The sequence below is a fragment of the Vibrio sp. D173a genome, from assembly GCF_030248475.1.
In genome coordinates this window covers 1-16864 of the sequence record NZ_JAHGAH010000126.1, presented here as the reverse complement: position 1 = coordinate 16864, position 16864 = coordinate 1, and the positions used below count along the sequence as shown (strand labels likewise).

At 45.3% G+C, this 16864-nt stretch carries 19 protein-coding genes; 11 read left to right on the top strand and 8 right to left on the bottom strand.

The annotated features are described in order from the left end of the window. Nucleotides 1-405 precede the first annotated feature (405 nt). Nucleotides 406-714: an MliC family protein gene (locus tag KIV40_RS13940; protein WP_285349758.1), complete on the bottom strand. Its 309-nt coding sequence runs from the start codon at nucleotides 712-714 to the stop codon at nucleotides 406-408. Then, complete coding sequence (locus KIV40_RS13935) at nucleotides 711-1172, bottom strand: ecotin family protein (protein ID WP_285349756.1); 462 nt, start codon at nucleotides 1170-1172, stop codon at nucleotides 711-713. The genes KIV40_RS13940 and KIV40_RS13935 overlap by 4 nt, the downstream gene beginning before the upstream one ends. A gap of 200 nt (nucleotides 1173-1372) precedes the next feature. On the opposite strand from KIV40_RS13935, the gene KIV40_RS13930 reads away from it, so the two are divergent. The 4 genes from KIV40_RS13930 (at nucleotide 1373) to KIV40_RS13915 (ending at nucleotide 3753) form a co-directional block, all read left to right on the top strand. Continuing rightward, complete coding sequence (locus KIV40_RS13930) at nucleotides 1373-1792, top strand: VOC family protein (protein WP_285349754.1); 420 nt, start codon at nucleotides 1373-1375, stop codon at nucleotides 1790-1792. A 129-nt stretch (nucleotides 1793-1921) separates the two neighbouring features. Beyond that, nucleotides 1922-2173, top strand: a complete 252-nt coding sequence (locus KIV40_RS13925) for a TIGR03643 family protein (RefSeq protein WP_005428362.1) — start codon at nucleotides 1922-1924, stop codon at nucleotides 2171-2173. A 375-nt stretch (nucleotides 2174-2548) separates the two neighbouring features. Continuing rightward, nucleotides 2549-2953, top strand: a complete 405-nt coding sequence (locus KIV40_RS13920; protein WP_285349753.1) for a hypothetical protein — start codon at nucleotides 2549-2551, stop codon at nucleotides 2951-2953. A gap of 56 nt (nucleotides 2954-3009) precedes the next feature. Continuing rightward, nucleotides 3010-3753 carry a heme-binding protein gene (locus KIV40_RS13915; protein ID WP_103414730.1) on the top strand — a complete coding sequence of 248 codons (744 nt, stop codon included), beginning with the start codon at nucleotides 3010-3012 and terminating at the stop codon, nucleotides 3751-3753. Nucleotides 3754-3998: 245 nt separating this feature from the next. On the opposite strand, the gene KIV40_RS13910 is transcribed toward KIV40_RS13915, so the two are convergent. Next, entirely contained in the window at nucleotides 3999-5132 is a 1134-nt protein-coding gene (locus tag KIV40_RS13910; RefSeq protein WP_285349750.1) for an MBL fold metallo-hydrolase, read from the bottom strand. Between the two features lie 157 nt (nucleotides 5133-5289). On the opposite strand from KIV40_RS13910, the gene KIV40_RS13905 reads away from it, so the two are divergent. Next, nucleotides 5290-5535, top strand: a complete 246-nt coding sequence (locus tag KIV40_RS13905; protein WP_134977243.1) for a Rho-binding antiterminator — start codon at nucleotides 5290-5292, stop codon at nucleotides 5533-5535. A gap of 85 nt (nucleotides 5536-5620) precedes the next feature. On the opposite strand, the gene KIV40_RS13900 is transcribed toward KIV40_RS13905, so the two are convergent. The 3 genes from KIV40_RS13900 to ompW all read right to left on the bottom strand — a co-directional run bounded on the left by KIV40_RS13900 (nucleotide 5621) and on the right by ompW (nucleotide 9066). Next, nucleotides 5621-7108 carry an MDR family MFS transporter gene (locus KIV40_RS13900; RefSeq protein ID WP_005434843.1) on the bottom strand — a complete coding sequence of 496 codons (1488 nt, stop codon included), beginning with the start codon at nucleotides 7106-7108 and terminating at the stop codon, nucleotides 5621-5623. Next, nucleotides 7105-8130, bottom strand: coding sequence for an HlyD family secretion protein (locus KIV40_RS13895; RefSeq protein ID WP_005533107.1), 1026 nt, complete (start codon nucleotides 8128-8130; stop codon nucleotides 7105-7107). Before KIV40_RS13895 ends, KIV40_RS13900 begins: the two co-directional genes overlap by 4 nt. 294 nt (nucleotides 8131-8424) lie before the next feature. Further along, complete coding sequence (gene ompW, locus KIV40_RS13890; protein WP_012130248.1) at nucleotides 8425-9066, bottom strand: outer membrane protein OmpW; 642 nt, start codon at nucleotides 9064-9066, stop codon at nucleotides 8425-8427. Between the two features lie 432 nt (nucleotides 9067-9498). On the opposite strand from ompW, the gene KIV40_RS13885 reads away from it, so the two are divergent. The 4 genes from KIV40_RS13885 (at nucleotide 9499) to KIV40_RS13870 (ending at nucleotide 11964) form a co-directional block, all read left to right on the top strand. Further along, a complete protein-coding gene (locus KIV40_RS13885) occupies nucleotides 9499-10149 on the top strand; it encodes a Qnr family pentapeptide repeat protein (protein WP_012130250.1) in 651 nt (216 codons plus the stop codon). Nucleotides 10150-10157: 8 nt separating this feature from the next. Next, nucleotides 10158-10469, top strand: coding sequence for a cupin domain-containing protein (locus KIV40_RS13880; RefSeq protein ID WP_012130251.1), 312 nt, complete (start codon nucleotides 10158-10160; stop codon nucleotides 10467-10469). A 534-nt stretch (nucleotides 10470-11003) separates the two neighbouring features. Next, nucleotides 11004-11333 (top strand): multidrug efflux SMR transporter, encoded by a 330-nt coding sequence (locus KIV40_RS13875; RefSeq protein ID WP_005428450.1) that lies wholly within the window; start codon nucleotides 11004-11006, stop codon nucleotides 11331-11333. A 16-nt stretch (nucleotides 11334-11349) separates the two neighbouring features. Then, nucleotides 11350-11964 carry an HAD family hydrolase gene (locus KIV40_RS13870; RefSeq protein WP_012130253.1) on the top strand — a complete coding sequence of 205 codons (615 nt, stop codon included), beginning with the start codon at nucleotides 11350-11352 and terminating at the stop codon, nucleotides 11962-11964. A gap of 78 nt (nucleotides 11965-12042) precedes the next feature. Here KIV40_RS13870 and KIV40_RS13865 read toward each other — a convergent pair whose 3' ends face one another. Continuing rightward, nucleotides 12043-13221 carry a lytic polysaccharide monooxygenase gene (locus KIV40_RS13865; protein ID WP_285349741.1) on the bottom strand — a complete coding sequence of 393 codons (1179 nt, stop codon included), beginning with the start codon at nucleotides 13219-13221 and terminating at the stop codon, nucleotides 12043-12045. Between the two features lie 211 nt (nucleotides 13222-13432). Continuing rightward, entirely contained in the window at nucleotides 13433-13873 is a 441-nt protein-coding gene (locus KIV40_RS13860) for an Lrp/AsnC family transcriptional regulator (RefSeq protein WP_010645422.1), read from the bottom strand. Between the two features lie 148 nt (nucleotides 13874-14021). On the opposite strand from KIV40_RS13860, the gene KIV40_RS13855 reads away from it, so the two are divergent. Together KIV40_RS13855 and KIV40_RS13850 are read left to right on the top strand one after the other, a co-directional pair. Continuing rightward, a complete protein-coding gene (locus tag KIV40_RS13855; RefSeq protein WP_021018071.1) occupies nucleotides 14022-14606 on the top strand; it encodes a LysE family translocator in 585 nt (194 codons plus the stop codon). 271 nt (nucleotides 14607-14877) lie between these two features. Next, nucleotides 14878-16809 carry a S9 family peptidase gene (locus tag KIV40_RS13850; protein ID WP_041853501.1) on the top strand — a complete coding sequence of 644 codons (1932 nt, stop codon included), beginning with the start codon at nucleotides 14878-14880 and terminating at the stop codon, nucleotides 16807-16809. The last annotated feature ends 55 nt before the right edge of the window (nucleotides 16810-16864 follow it).

Sequence of the window (16864 nt, the reverse complement as noted above, 5' to 3'; positions counted from 1 at the left end):
TCAATGAGTATCAAACAATAAGTAAAGGAGTTATGGGAAAAGTGAAGGAGTAAACATTTACGGGAATAAGAGATTTTTCAAAAAAGAGAGAAAAAAGTGATAAACGCAGCCAATTACATCAACTTTAAGTGATAGAAGACCTAAATAGGTATTACTACTTTGTTACTAGTAACACATTGAACATTAAGATTTTATAAAATAGGTAGATATCTCACCTCAGCTTACGATAAGTCTGCTTGACTGCCTTTAAACATAGAGCGGAAAACAGGTACAAAATAGAACTGGTGAAGCTCTGTGTAGAGACGCAAGTCCTCACTATTCACTGGAATCACTCACCGAATACAATCCGTTTAGCTTTTGAGTATAAAAGAGGCTCGGTATCAACCAAGCCTTTGAGCGATTAGATTACTTCGTAATGCGACATGTACTCTGCGATATTTCGTTGACGATCAAAATCGCTTCGTCACCTTTGGTGTGGAGCACTAACATTTGGTCATCAGATAGATACCTTACACCAGAAGCCGAGCGGACTTGTTTGAGCTCAAGCTCTCTTGCGCCATCAACGGTAATCCGCGCTTTTTCCTGCTCAAAACGGGCAGCAAACTGATGGCCGTTATCACACTGATATTGGTACTCCGGCACATTGGAAGTACAGCCTCCAAGTACAAGCAAACTACCTAGTGTCAAAGTGATTTTAGCCGGAAGAGAAATCATTCTTCAGGCGCCCAAACGCGAATGTTCACGTCCAAATCAGCCGGTGCGTAAACCACAACAGGCAGCTTGCTGTTATAACGGTAAAGGTCGCGTGTTGGCATTTGAACGAAAGTCTCTACCTTTTCCATGTCTTCAGGACAAGCCATAAGCGTAGAAATACCACCCGCTGGAGATGCGTCTACTTGGTAGTAAGTGTAGCCCCAGCCTTCTAGCGAATGCTCGCTCACACTGCCGCCCAGAGAAACGCGGTTACAGTCTGTTTCCATCATTTTGCCTACCACAAGCTCAACGCGCTTATCTGCTTCGTTGCTTGCTGGGTCTACATAGAAAACGTGCTTCGTCATGTTCTCCATCTCTGGGAACATCTCTGCTGATGGGCGAGATAAATCATTTGCTGAGTTCATTGTCGAACATCCGCTCAGTGCCAATGCACCTGCGGCTAACCAAACTGCTTTCATCGTTTTTTCCTTTTTCATATGGATGGGCATATTGTAATGGGGAATTCTGATTTAATGTGAGAGCACGGTAGGATTTGAGGCTGGCTCTCACAATTACGACGCTCTTAGCAAAATAAACGTGCGTAGTTATGCTGGCTCTGGCGATCAGCTTGCTGGTTTAGTGCGTATACTTTTCTCAATACTCGAAAAAGGAACACGTCATGGCAAACCAGCGAAAACCCATTGAAATCAAAGCCCTCGACCACGTGGTATTGAGAACGGATAATCTCGATGCGATGCTCCGTTTTTATCGAGACCTATTGGGGTGTCCTATCGAGCGGGAATTGCCGGACTTAGGGCTGACGCAGTTACGTGCTGGCACAGCCATCATTGATTTGGTGACAGTTGAGAGTGAACTTGGAAAGTTAGGCGGTAAATCGCCAAGCCAAGATGGCCGCAACCTCGACCATTTCTGCCTGCAAATTGCGCCTTTTGAAGAGTCTGAGTTACTTGAATATCTTCATCAACATAATGTCCATGTAGAAGAATTTGCTGAACGATATGGTGCACAGGGCTTTGGTCGCTCTGTGTATTTAGAAGACCCAGAAGGCAATGTGGTCGAGCTTAAACCACAGAAATAACTCGTTGCTATTCCTAACTTTATGTCCTCATTTTATCGACTAGAAACGGCTTCCAATTAAACTGTTTCGCCGTACATTACGTATATGTGTTCCTAAGTTTAAATAGGCAACCTTGATTAGGAACACACCATGACACTCAGCGACGACGCGCTATCCCGAATCATAGAAATGGCATGGGAGGACAGAACCCCGTTTGAAGCCATTGAGCATCAATTCGGCCTGAACGAAAATGGCGTTATCAGCTTGATGCGTCGCCACCTCAAACCCCGCAGTTTCAAACTTTGGCGACAACGTGTATCTGGGCGTAACACCAAACACTTAAAACTGCGCTCACCAGACGTGAACAGAGGCTATTGTCCAACGCAGTACAAACAACGTTGAGCCTCTCGACAAAGTAATTAAACCCAATACTCCTCTGCCCACACCATCCGTATAAAGTACTGTCGAGCGTTAGCTATTAAATGCTCACCATATAATCCTTCACTGCTTGCTGAACCTTCTTCATGTATAGCGTGAAGGGTGTAGGCTTGTTGAAGGGGTTTCTTCCAGCCACAGCTGATATGTTGCACCGTATGTATACACGTCCAGCTCTTACATTTATTGATTCTGTCTATATTTTTACCTAACTGTAATAGTCATTTACTTGTCGCCCTATTGTTTATATCCGAACAAATGACAATATATGAGGGCAAATCAAATAGAAATATTATTTATATTTTCTAGCCGAAAACCAGTCTAATTATAAAAGGAAAAAAGATGACAACATTAACAAAAAAACCTGGTATTTATCTAATTAAATCAGGAACTCTTGATCTTAATGACCTAAGTAAATTACTTGAAGTGAAAGGATTAAAAAGTGACATGGCCGAAGTTTCTGTTACAAATAACAATGCACCTTTAACAATTGGACACTTCACCATGTCTCCAGGGGAAGAATTTGAGTACTTTTATGATTCTGTAGAATATAAAGTCGTAACAAAAGGAAGAATAATAGTACGCGATGTTGAAGGCAATAAGTATGTTGCAGAAGTTGGTGACGTTATTCTATTCTCGGCGCAAGTAAAAGTAATATTTGATGGGGAAAGCAATGGCGAAGCCATCTACACTGCAAACCGCAAGGCCGATGAAAACTTTTTACCAAAAAAAACAACCTCAAATTAATTTAAAATTAAATATTCTCACCTAAAGTATTTTCAGAAATAAATCAAAGGATGATAATGAACAAGCTTTTATTTACATTTTTATTATCTAGCTCAGCACTGCATGCGCAAGCTAGTACATGTGATCACTTACCAACCCACCATGATCTAACTAAAGCCCTAAAAAGTGTGGTCGCTACTACGAGCAATGAGGAAAATGGAGGCTTAGAGTTAAATATGTGGGGCACCATTGTGGCAAGGGACGGCACCGTATGTGTCGTGGCTAAAACTGGCGGGAGCTTTGGTGAACAGTGGCCAGGTAGTCGCGTAATATCGGCGCAAAAAGCAAATACAGCGAATGCGTTTAGCTTACCAGAACTATCACTCTCCACCGCTAACTTATGGAAAGCAACGCAACCGGGAGGTAGTTTATTTGGGTTACAATTCAGTAATCCTGTTAATTCTGAGTTAGCATTCAAAGGACACTCTAAAAACTTTGGCCAACATAATGACCCAATGATAAACCATAGGATTGGGGGCATAAATGTATTCGGCGGAGGGTTAGCTCTTTATAATGAACAAGGTGAAATTGTCGGTGGTTTAGGTGTGAGCGGTGACACATCATGTGCCGATCATAATATCGCTTGGAAAACTCGTAACGCTCTTAAATTAGACTTTGTTCCAAAGGGTATTTCTGAAACCGGTGATGATAACATTATCTATGATAATAATAATGGGTTCTCTCATGTCAATTGTGGGAATGGTGAGCAAGATATAGCTCAAAATCTACCGAATAGCTTCCCTATATCTAAGATAAAGTAAATAGTATAAACATGAAAGCTAAGCCTGGGAATAATTTATCCATCCCAGGCTTTCTCTATTAATGATTTATAGAACTCATCCCTTTATTTTCTTCATTCTTTGAGCCAATTTAATAATCGTACTTATCTCATACCTTCACTCCTAATAAAGAGTATTATGTTAGGGATAGTAAAACCAGTAGATCTTGATATAAAGAGCGAGAAAGTTAGTTAAATTAACCGAGGTATTATTGAAGCGCCGTCATATTATACCCGTATTTTTCTAGCTTGCTCACATAATTTATGGGCTTGCCACCAAGGCTTATTTTTATATTCTTTTGCCACGTAAAAACTCTCTCCTGCCATCGGGGTTATCAGCTCAATGTGATCAGCTTGGCAATGTTCAATCAAGTCCTCAATGGGCTCACCCCATTTGTGCGTAAACAACTCATACGTTGCCCAGTGCACAGGTAGCAACTTCTTCGCTTGCAGATCTTTGAATGCTCGTACCGTGTGATGCGCTTGCATGTGTCCCCAGTTCTCAACCGGATAACCTTGGTTGCCTTTCACATCTGCCGCGACTTCCAAACAGGCAATATCAATCGGGCCGCAACGCTCAGCGATTTGCGTAAAGTGGCTATCGTACGCACTGTCGCCGCTGAAATAGAGGGTATCTTGCTGCCCTTTTACCACCCAAGATGCCCATAAGGTCGAATTCTTATCCAGATAAGTACGCCCTGAGTTGTGATTGGCTGGCGTGCAAATCAGCTCGACGTTGGCGTAATGAACGTTCTCCCACCAATCAAATTCCACCACGTTATCAGGTCTAACACCCCAACGAATCAGATGCTTACCGACACCGAGTGGCACGTAAAATGTTACGGATTTATCAGAATAGTAACGTATGGTCGAAGCTTCGAGGTGATCGTAATGATCATGAGAGATCACGATGACATCCGGAATCGGCAAGCTATCGCGTACGGCTGTATTGGGGATATTGCGCTCAAACCATGCCTTAGCAATCAACGGCGACGCATAGTCGAATACAGGGTCAGTCAGAATGCGCACGCCATCGGTCTCAATCATCAAAGTGGAATGCCCGAGCCAAGTGACTCGCATCGCTTGCTGTCGCTGCTCAAACCGCGTCGGCTCTATCGATGAATAGGGCAACTGGTTATCGGGACTGAGCGGCGAACGTCCTCCCATGTAGGCCCAACACACTTGCCAAAAAGACTGAGGGCTTGGCACATTTGGCATCTTGTCTTTGACGCGTCCATGTTCAAATTGAGCTGAGTGGTGAATGCGATGCGCCAACTGCGCGTAGTAAGTGTGAGGAGTAATCAGTGATTGCGTTGCGCGCTCACGAGCCAAGTACGTGTTTTTAAGTGTCGTTTCAGACATGTCCTATCTACGTCTTGTTCAATAAACTATGGTTTTAGTTAAGCCTGCTTGTATGTCTTTTTCATGACCAAAATAGGGCGTAAGATGAAGATTAAGTTTCAGAGAAGTATTTCTGTCCTTTAGCGATCTTGAGAAGGAAGAGAGAAGGAGAAAAGTTATGGTGACCTGCAGCCAATACGATTTTATTGAAATCGCCTGTATGTTTAATCTGCCCGTGGAGATCACCCTCAAAAACGGTGAGAAACATCAAGGCAACGCATTTGATACAGGCTACGATATTGAACGACAAGAGTGCTTGTTTTTGGACATCGATGGCGAGCACATTTCGTTCCCAACCGAGCAATTAATTGCAATGAGAGCACTCAAAGACAATCCGCATTTCAGTGAAGTGACCTTCAGTTAACTGCTCGAAAACCGATAGAAAAGTCAGACATAAAAAAGCGCCCTTAACTGGCTGAGTTAAGACGCTTTTGTTTGGCTTTAAAGGTTTACCTTGAGCGGATAAATATCAGCATCGGCATCATGATAACGAACATCACCCCGACCAACTGGAAGGTGTGCACAAAGGCCACCATTTGCGATTGCTGATGGAGCATGTTCTGGTATTGCTCCAATGCCGCAGGATCGGTAATCGATAACCCCTGTTTCGCAGCCCAGTCATGCAGCACTGGGTTATAAGGGTTGAAGCCTTCTCCCAAAGCATGCCATTGCTGTTGGCTGTCACGGTATTGGTATGTAGTCGCAATCGATATACCAAACGAACTACCAATGGTGCGGAACAGGTTAAAAATACTCGCCCCTGCCACCGACTGCTCTTTTGGCAATGTCATGTACGCCAGTGTCGATAGGGTCGAGAAGGTCAAACCTAAGCCCATACCTTGAATCATACTTGGCATCACGATCCAGAAGGTATCGATCTCCATGGAGTACAAGGTCATGAGGTAACTACCAATACCGATACAGGTTAGGCCAAAGACAATCTTTAACCTTGGATCGAATTGTGGGTTAATCACAATCACCAATATCAGCATACAGGCAGACGCCAGCCCCCGTGGTGCCATTAACATACCCGTAGTGGATACCGGGTAGTTCAATAAGCTTTCGAGCAACATTGGTTGTTGAGTGGTCAAGCCGAACATGGCCATCGACACCACCGCCATCATTAAGGACGAGACCATAAGGTTTTTGTCCTTAAGGAGCCACAGAGGCGCAATGGGGCTCTTGGTCTTCCAACTGCGGTAGATCCACATGATTAAGCCCATGATCGCCAGCAGCACTGCGGTTTGAATAATGCGGGAGTTAAACCAGTCTTCGTCGTTACCCTTGTCGAGTACGAACTGCAACGCACCGACCCCGAGGGCCATATAGCCAATGATCCACCAGTCGAAGTTTGGTTTGGATTTGTTGCTAATGTGGATGTAGCGATAAATCAGCGCAGTACACACCAAGCCAAATGGCAAGTTGACGTAGAAGATCCAACGCCAGTTGATGTTATCAGTAATCACACCGCCCACTACCGGGCCTAAAATCGGACCAAGCAAGATACCGATGGAGAAGATCGCCATCGCCTTGCCTTTTTGTTCGGAAGGGTAAATCTGAACCAGTGTCGATTGCGCTAGTGGAATAACCGAAGCACCAAACGCACCTTGGATAATACGGAACACTACCATCTCTTCGAGTGAACCCGCTTGTCCACAGAAAGCACTGGCAATCACAAAGCCGATGACCGCCACCAGCATGACTTTACGCTCACCAAATCTCGATACCCAGAAACTGGTCATCGGAATGAAGATCGCCTCAGCCATGCTGTAGCCAGTTAGCACCCAAGTGATTTGGTCTGCCGTTGCACCCAATGCGCCCATCATGTGTGAAAGCGACACGTTAGCAACGGTCATGTCTATCAGCACCATGATGGCCGAAAGCATCACGGCGACGGTGGCTATTCCCCGTTTGTCGGCCGTAATCTCGTTACTCATTGTGCGTTACTTTTCAGATCAACAGTCACTTCGGAGCTTGCACCCACACGTAATTGTGGCGCACCTTCAGGTACTTCAAGCGTCAAACGCACAGGGAAACGTTGTTTGATTTTCACCCAGTTACCAGTTGCATTTTCTGGTGGCATCAAAGAGAAAGAGGTACCACTTGCTGGCGACAGTTCTTCCACTTTCGCATCCCAAACTACGTCTGGGTACATGTCGATCACGACTTCAGCATGCATGCCTGCTTTGATGTGTGTTAGGTCAGTTTCTTTAAAGTTTGCGCGTACCCAGTAACTGTCTTTTACAATCACAGGGAACAGTGTTTGGCCAATGCCGACAACAGAACCAGTATGTGTGTTGATTTCACCCGCGATACCATCGACAGGAGAAGTGATGTCGGTGTAGCTCAGGTTCAATTCAGCTTGTGCAAGTTGCGCCGCTGCTTGCTGAACAACCGCTGCTTCTGCACCTTCTTCACCGCGGTTCGCGATCGCTTTTTCAACCGTTGCACGTGCTTGTTCTAAACTCGCTTGAGCGTTCGCGAGTTTGTTCTTCGCGGTATCCAAATCTTGGTCAGACGCTAATTTGCGTTTCACTAGCGAGTTAGTACGTTTGTACTCCAACTGCGCTTCGGTCAGGTTCGAGCGTGCAGCATCCAATCCCGCCACCGCTTCGGTCACTTGCTTGTCGGCTACGTCGTGCTGTTGCACCGCCAATTGATAAGCCGCTTTCGCTTGTTTAACTGCGAGCAGGTAAGGGCGAGAATCAATCTTTAATAGCAGGTCGCCTTTGTTCACCACTTGAAAATCTTTGGCTTCTACCGAGATCACTTGGCCTTGAACCTGAGGAGCGACAGACAGGATTTTAGCTCTTACGTAGGCGTCTTCCGTACTTGGGTGACTGTCAGAGTATTGCCAAGACCAGTACATCGCACCGAAGGCGATAACACAAACGAGAAGGAAAAGGATTTTGGTCAGTTTGGATTTCGAAGTGGATTTCTTCGCGATATCGTCGCTCATTTATATTGTCCAAGTGTTCAATTATGTGATTAGTGTAGGATTTTTCAGCTTCCGAACAACAAGACGATCTGAAAGGTTAAGTTTCGATTTTAAGCGTTGATCATTTGCTCAAATGATGCGCAAAGATATTCACTCTCCAATCGTGCATAAAGTATAGAAGAGAGAAACCCAATGGGTGTGATAGACAGAGTAGAAATGGTTCAGTAATAACAGACAAAAAAAGAGGGGCAATCCCCGCAACTGCCCCTAAAAGTCATGCCAATAATCTTATTGTTCTTTTACTACTGCTTTTACTTAGAACTTGTAACCGCCGCTGATCATGAATACCCAAGGGTTGATTTCAACGTCAGTTTTTTGTTTCGCGCCACCCGCTTTGTAGGTCGCTTCTGTTTCAATGTTTGCATACCACGCCGATGCGTTTAGGAACCATTTATCGTTGATCATGTAGTCCAAACCAACGTTGGCAGCTAGACCGAATGAATCATCCAATTTCAGATCAGAAAGTCCCGCACCTTTACCTGTACTGTTAAAGCCTTCATCGAAGAAGATGGTGTAGTTCAGACCCGCACCCACGTACGGGCGGAATTTGCTTTGTGAGTCACCAAAATAGTATTGAACCATTACTGTAGGTGGCAAGTGTTTGGTGCTACCGATATCCTTGCCAACCAAATCAGTAGAGATATCGTGGCTAAATGGTGTCGCAGCTAGAACCTCTAAGCTGATGTTGTCGGTAAACATGTAACCAAACGTCAAACCCAGCTGGGTGTCTGAATTAACTTCTAACTCATATTGAGAACCCAAGATCTTGTCACTGCTGTCGTTTGGTACAACCGATGCCGCACCAACACGTAGAATAAAGTCACCTTCACTGTGAGCGAAAACACTTGGAGACACTAACGCGGCAACCACTGCTAAACTGCTGATTGTTTTTTTCATTGTTATTTCCTTTGTAGGGCTTAATAGTTCTTCTATTCTTGAGCTGCGCGCAATCTAGCACATAGAAACCCTACTATTTTGATGGAAATCAATTTGTGAAAAATATAGCTTTTTCGTATATAAAAACACCATTTTGATCAACAAATCATGCAAATAGGACACAATCCTGTAATGCAACCTGTGCGTGTAAGAAGCATGCGTCGCAGTTCTCATTCCGCTTCCTCTGTAGGCCTCTGCATTCAACAAAACTTTTTTCTCGATATGCTCGGATTATTTTCAAAAAATACCCACTTTAAATCGCCAATTTGACCGCTTAAATTGGCGATTTTCGGCCTTTGTAAGCCACTGAAATACAACAAGTTATATTTCTGGAAAATCAGTCACTTAGGGTGTTAGTCTGCTTCCAACCGAACAAAGAAAAGATAAAAAGCCATGATTAAGACCGATCTCACTTTCGAACAGGAAAACTTTTCTCACCAAGATTTGCAAAACGCCACCTTTGAAAACTGCCGCTTTTATCAGTGCAACTTCGACCATGCCGATCTGAGTGATGCAAAGTTTATTGATTGCCGCTTTATCCAATCGAGCGACATAGAAGGCTGCAGTTTCCGTTATGCAAAACTCAAAGACGCCAGCTTTAATAACTGCATGTTGGCCATGTCTCAGTTCAATGGTGCAGACTGCGTCGGCATCGAACTGCGCAAGTGTGATTTGAAAGGCGCAAACTTTCAAAGTGCCAACTTTGCTAATCGCGTCAGCAATACGGTTTTCTTTTGTATCGCCTACATCACTGGCTGCAACTTGGCTTACACCAACTTTGAGCGTGCATTAATCGAGAAATGCGACCTGTTTGAGAACCGATGGAGCGGTGCCAATCTGATGGGCGCAAGCTTTAAAGGCTCAGACTTATCCAGAGGTGAATTCAGCAAAGAACAATGGGGCAGCTTTAATATAGAAGAGAGCGATCTTACCCACGTAGACTTAGAAGGCTTGGACATTCGCCGCGTCTCTTTATACGGTGTTAAGATCTGCGACTGGCAGCAAGAACAACTGCTCGCACCATTTGGATTGATCGTTATTTAGGAAGCATTATGAATCTGTTTAAAGACCTACCCAGTGATCTGAGTGAAGAAGTGTTCGAAGATTTACTCACGCATAAACAGCTGCGTATCGAGCGCATCGTCTCGAAGGGGCAAACCACGTCAGAGGGTGAATGGTACGATCAAGAAGAACATGAATGGGTATTGGTTCTACAAGGCACAGGCGAACTGACTTATGAAGATGGTTCTGTAAAACGTTTAGAGACGGGCGATCACCTCAACATTCCTGCATATACCAAGCATCGCGTTAGCTGGACTGATCCCGAGCAAGAAACCATTTGGCTGGCGGTTTTCTACAGTTAGATTTTCGACTTTCGAGTTATTCCGACGAGCAGGTAAAGAAAAACGGGGGAAAGAAACCCTAACTTTCCCCATGTGCGCAATAAAGGATCTAGGTGAAGCGCAAAGTAATTGAAGTCATGACCTCTGAGCCAGTCTCCCAACCGTTACTCAGAAATGAAGTGAGCCATTACTTCAATGTTCGATAAGAAAAAATGTTCGCTAAAGTGTTATTGGATAGAAAGTGTGTTTTGTTTATGGTTGTATTTAAAATAACAATTCTAAACGGAGTCTGTCGTCATCCCTTCTCCGCCACATCCATTTAGCGTGAACAACACAACCCCACCCAGCAAAGTTTTACGCATCCCGACACTCTCTTTTCCAAAGACGGCGGCAGTGTAACGGTTGTCACAAACAGTTAATGTAAGGGTATGTAAGGTGCTGCAATTTTTATTATTACAATTACGTAAAGGTCATTTGATTTTTCATGGGATTATCATTTTATTCGATATCAATATACTGACGGCATTCCAAAACAACCGAAGACGAATGATAACAATGAGCTGGTTTTTCTTACTTTTAGGCGTGGGCGCCGAAGCCCTTTCACACGTTGCACTTAAAGCAACCGATGGCTTTAGCAAACCGCTGCCGGCGACCCTAGTGTTGCTTGGCCATTTGGCCGCATTTGTCTGTTTAGCGCAGGCGATGAAAGGTGGTATGCCAGTGGGCATTGTTCACGCGCTTTGGGCGGGTTTAGCAATTGTGTCAGTGACCTTAATCTCGCAACTGGTTTACCGTCAGCACATGGATACGAGCCTTTGGATTGGGATGGCGCTTATCGCAGCAGGTGTGATGGTGATAAACTTCTCTCACGGACACGCACACTAAACTATAAGGCCGCGACTTGTCAGATACTCAAAAGCCCTCTCTTGCACTGTTTGATTTTGATGGCACCATAACGGATGAAGACATGTTCAGTGCCTTCCTCCACTACGCTGTTTCTGGTCCACGAAAATGGCTAGGGAAAGTAGTGATTCTGCCATTTTACGCGCTGTACAAAACTGGTGCTCTTCCTGCAAAGAGGATGCGTCCTATCGCCAGCTTTATTGCTTTTGCTGGGAGAAGGACTCAAGAAGTTGAAGCGTTAGGAGCACAATTTGCACAAGAGGTGATTGTTAAACACATTCGCCCAGAAGCCCAAGCAAAACTCGATTGGCACCAAGCGCAAGGCGACACCATCGTAGTGGTCTCTGCATCACTTAACGCTTATTTAAGCCCTTGGTGTCGCAACCAAGATTGCCACCTACTCTGTAGCGAGCTACTCAGCGAAAGTAAACGCATCAGTGGCTTCTACCAGAGCTATGATTGCAGTTTAGAAAGGAAAGTAGAGCGAATTAAAGCGGCGTATGACGTTAGCCAATATGAGACTATTTATGCTTATGGCGATACCCACGAAGATATCCCAATGCTCAAATTGGCGGATCATGCCACGATGAATTGGCAGCCTTGGCAGCGCTGAGACGCTCAAGATCTATCGATGAAAACAAGAAACCCTTCTCAAGCGAGAAGGGTTTTGTCTATGTAGAGCAGTTCAAGCTTAACGCCAAACGCCCCATTCTCCTGTGGTCCCTGGCTCTTCACCACGAGTCCACCATTGTGCTGTCCACTCACGACCATTGTGTGTCACAACATCACCTTGGTTGTAAACCGCGTCTTTGCTCCACAGGTTAGTTGGATCAACAGGTGGCTGGGTATCACCTTTAATCAATGATAACGCGTAGCTAAAGTTGGCATTCGTCGCCAATACTTGGTTTGCGTAGATATTATTGGTATCGAACATGTAGTGCTTCATCGCTTCGTGCCAAATACCCACATACCAATCACCCGTTTGTTGTGAGTTAAACTGATCGGCCAGCTCGGCTGCCCACGTCGTGGTGTTGTTAGCACTGATTGGTAGTGAAAGATCCACGATCTCGCTGCCTGTTGCACTAAAGGTACGGAAACGCACGGTATCGCCCGATTCAACCGGACCAAAACCTTGTGTCACAAAGTAGCCAAGAGAAGTCAGGTTATTTGCCGGATCGGTAGGGTCAACTGGGTCAGTCGGTGGTGTGGTGCCATTGCCGTTTAGCGTGATGTCACTACAGTTGTAGAAGCCTTCACCAGCCACATCGATACGTTGCCAACGAGTGTAAAGAATCGCATCACCCGAACGGTCTGCCGGGAAAGTCACCTGCATGCGATAGCGTTTTTCTGCATCTACATACACATCACCGGCAGTATCGATCAGTTCTAAATCGTCCCAAGTAAGGGGCTGCGTATCATCATAAGTTGGCTTGGAAAGGTAGAACTCCCAGTAAGAAGGGTTGTGTGGCGCTTTACCAAAGAACACCAATTCGATTTGGTTGTTCGCATCTGGCGTCACGTTAGTGCGCTGCCAATTTGGCGATGGGATATTCAAACCTTTCTTTGCAGCATCGCCCGCTGAACAAAGCTCACCGTTACGAACAATCGCTTTCACATGCGCCATATCGCGGTAGTTTGGTACGTTGGCAGCGATCTCACTACGTTGTACGAAAGGGTAAGCGCCAGACTCATCATAAGCCGCCTGACACGCTTGGTTTGGAATTTCATTAGTCCAAAAGCCGCCATCTAAATAACAGGTGTTTTGACGCGCACTTGGAAACTCGACCCAGCCATGGGCACTGACATTAAACGAGCTTAACGCAGCCATTGCGCCCAAGCTCACTAGAGGAAGGGTTACGTATGATTTCATCATTCATCCTTAAATTTTTTACCCCGCTGCTCGCGAACCGGGCAGCGACGTAGAAAAACTAGCAGGATGCGATTATTTAGAAGGTGAGAATAAATACTGGAATTGTCAGATTGCAGACTGCTTTCCAGCATTTTGTGTGGACTTTGCTCATACTCGACTGACTCTTTCGAGTCACTTCAAATTGATGTGCTACAAAATCGAAGGAAAAGGATTAACGCTCGTCTTTGGGCGTATCCATCACCACCATGGTCGTGATCGCCTTGACGTGCTCGCACTCTCCCAATACATCGGCATGGAAGGCTTTGTATGCTGCAAGATCTTGGGTTTCCACTCGTAACAAATATTCGTTCGCTCCAGTGATATTGTGGCATTCCACTACCTCGTCAACAAAGCGCACGTGATCTTCAAAACCAAGCTGGGCCTGCTTGGAGTGAGAAGCCAGACCAATCGAGACATAAGCAACAAAACCAACACCCATTTGCTGATTATCTAACACGGCTCGATAGCCTTTGATGATCCCTTTACGCTCCAAATCTTGCACACGACGTAAGGTCGCCGATGGTGACAATCCAACACGTTCAGACAACTCCACATTGGAGATTCTTCCGTCTGATTTCAGCACTTGCAATATTCTTTCGTCAAATCTATCCATGGTGACCTTTTGTTGTTTATCTGGCGTATTTTCATCAAATAAAAGCACAAAATTGATGTCACTTCTACCTATCATTGTTCACGACTAGTCAAGACAACTCTCTTTCGCTTGAGTGCACGCAGGCAAAACAAAAATGCAGGAAAACACTATGGAATACCATCAACTTGGTGCGCTGGCACTGTTTGCGTTTGTCTCGACTTTCACCCCAGGACCAAACAACATCATGCTCATGACTTCAGGCGCCAACGTCGGCTTTAAACGTACCATCCCCCATATGCTTGGCATCACGCTCGGTTTTGGTGCGATGCTGATCCTCGTCGGTATTGGTTTAATGAGTTTGTTCCATGCATACCCGCTAACACATGACATTCTCAAGGGCTTGAGTCTCACTTACTTGCTGTACCTAACGTACAAAATTGCAACGAGCAACAAAACGGAAGTCAAAGACGATTTCCGCCCAATGAGCTTTTTGGGTGCAGTGGCCTTCCAGTGGGTGAACCCCAAAGGCTGGTCAATGGCACTCACCGCCATCACCGTGTATAGCAGCGGTGGGTCTTGGCTAGAACTGGCTTTGATTGCTGGCATCTTCTGCTTGGCAAACCTGCCGTCCGTGACTTTTTGGACGGCTGCAGGCATGCAGCTTCAACGTTGGCTGACGACCTCCAAACGAGTAAAAGGCTTCAACTATGGCATGGCAGCGCTTCTGCTTTTATCGACTATCCCAATGATATAAATAACAAAATAATCACCTTAAAGTGTGACTTAAAGCAAATTTCGATTAATCCCTTGTTCGGTAAGTACAAATAATCGCCACTTCCAAGGATGGATTGGTTCATAGTAGCAACAGCAGTGATAAGAATATTAAAAGCTTAAATGATAAGTTAAACCAATATCGGTTGCCCTTTCACTGCTTTGCCGCTGTCCTGTATTTGGCCACGACAATCGACTCACTCTGACCGACAAGCACGATGCTGACCGGTCTGTCACACAAGGAGCGTTATACAATGCGTACTCGCAAGCTCATTCTTGCTACCGCTTTTGGCCTACTCATCTCGGGTTGCAGCCAAACCTCTACCACCAATACGGCAGAAGTCATTCCGCCAGAGTATCCGGTGGATTACTTCTTCCGAAATGCTGAAGTCTCTAGCTACCAAATTTCTCCCGCTGGTGATTACATTTCAATGATGAAACCATGGCAAGACCGTAAAAACGTCTTTGTACATCCTGTTGGCAAGCCAGAGGATGTGAAACGCATTACGTCGATCACCGGACGAGACATTGCGTACTACTACTGGGTAGGCGATGACACCATCATTTACTCTCGCGATACAGGTGGTGATGAGAACTTTTACCTCGTCACGGTGAACGTTAAAACCGGTGAAGAAAAAACCATTACGCCAACGTCTGGTGTTGTGGCTTATGTAATTGACACGTTAGAGAGCCAGCCTGACGACATTCTTATCACGACCAATGAACGCAACCCACAAGTATTTGATGTTTATCGCCATAACTTGAAAACTGGCGAAAACACACTGGTGGCACAAAACCCAGGTAATGTTCGCGATTGGGGTACCGACCACGATGGCAACATTCGATACATTTCAACCTCTGATGGCGTAAACACCGCCGTACTTTATCGTGATACGGTGGATGAAGAATTCCGCCCATTGAAGAATCTGACTTTTAAAGAAAGCTTCTCACCGATTTCGTTTACGCCAGATAACAAGAACTTATACGTTGCTTCTCGTATCACACGTGATAAATCGGCGATCATCGAATACGATGTGAAAGCGAATAAAGAAGTACGCGAAATCTTCTCTCACCCGGAAGTTGACGTGACCAGCGCCAGTTACTCGAATGCGCTCAATAAGCTAACGGCCATCTCTTATGTCACCGATAAACGTCAGTATCATTTCCTTGATAAAGGTTATGAAGAGACTTTTGATAGGCTGCAAGAGAAGCTTCCGGGCGTTGAAATTTCTGTCAATAACGCCACGCGCGACGAACGAAAAATGATTGTCGTCACCTACAGCGATACTGACCGCCCAAATTACTACTATTACGATCGTGATACCGACCAGTTAGAGAAGTTAGCGGCGAATGCACCGTGGCATAAACCTGAAGACATGGCGAAAATGAAGCCAATCACCTATACCGCTCGTGATGGTGAGACCATTCATGGTTACTTGACGCTACCAAAAGGTCGTGAAGCCAAAGATTTACCGCTATTAGTGCTGCCACACGGTGGTCCTTGGGCGCGTGATTACTGGGGCTTCCAACCTGAAGTTCAGCTGTTTGCTAACCGTGGCATTGCAGTGCTGCAAATGAACTTCCGTGGTTCAACGGGTTATGGCCGTGAGTTTTGGGAAAAATCGTTCAAGCAGTGGGGTCAGTCAATGCAAGACGACATCACCGATGGCGTAAAGTGGGCGATTGACCAAGGTTATGCTCAAGATGGCGAAGTATGTATCTACGGCGCATCTTACGGTGGTTACGCGACATTGGCCGGTGTAACGTTCACTCCAGACCTTTACAAATGTGGTATCGACTACGTTGGTGTGTCTAACCTATTTACCTTCATGGATTCCATTCCACCTTACTGGGCACCATTCCTCGCCATGCTGCATGAGCAAGTGGGCGATCCGAATAACCCAGAAGACGCGAAGATGATGAAAGCTTACTCACCAGTGTTCCACGTGGACCAAATCAAAGCACCATTGTTGGTTCTACAAGGCGCGAAAGACCCACGAGTGGTGAAGAGTGAATCTGATCAGATCGTCGATGCTCTGCGCGACCGTGGCGTTGAAGTCGAGTACATCGTTAAAGAGAACGAAGGTCACGGCTTCCGCTCTTTAGAGAATCGTCTCGATGGTTACCAAGCGATGGACCGATTCCTGAAAACGCACTTGTTAGAGCAAACTCAACAAGCTCAATAGACTTATACCCAAGTGAATTCAAGATGCAGGATTCAGAGCGTTGTCATTGATTCGA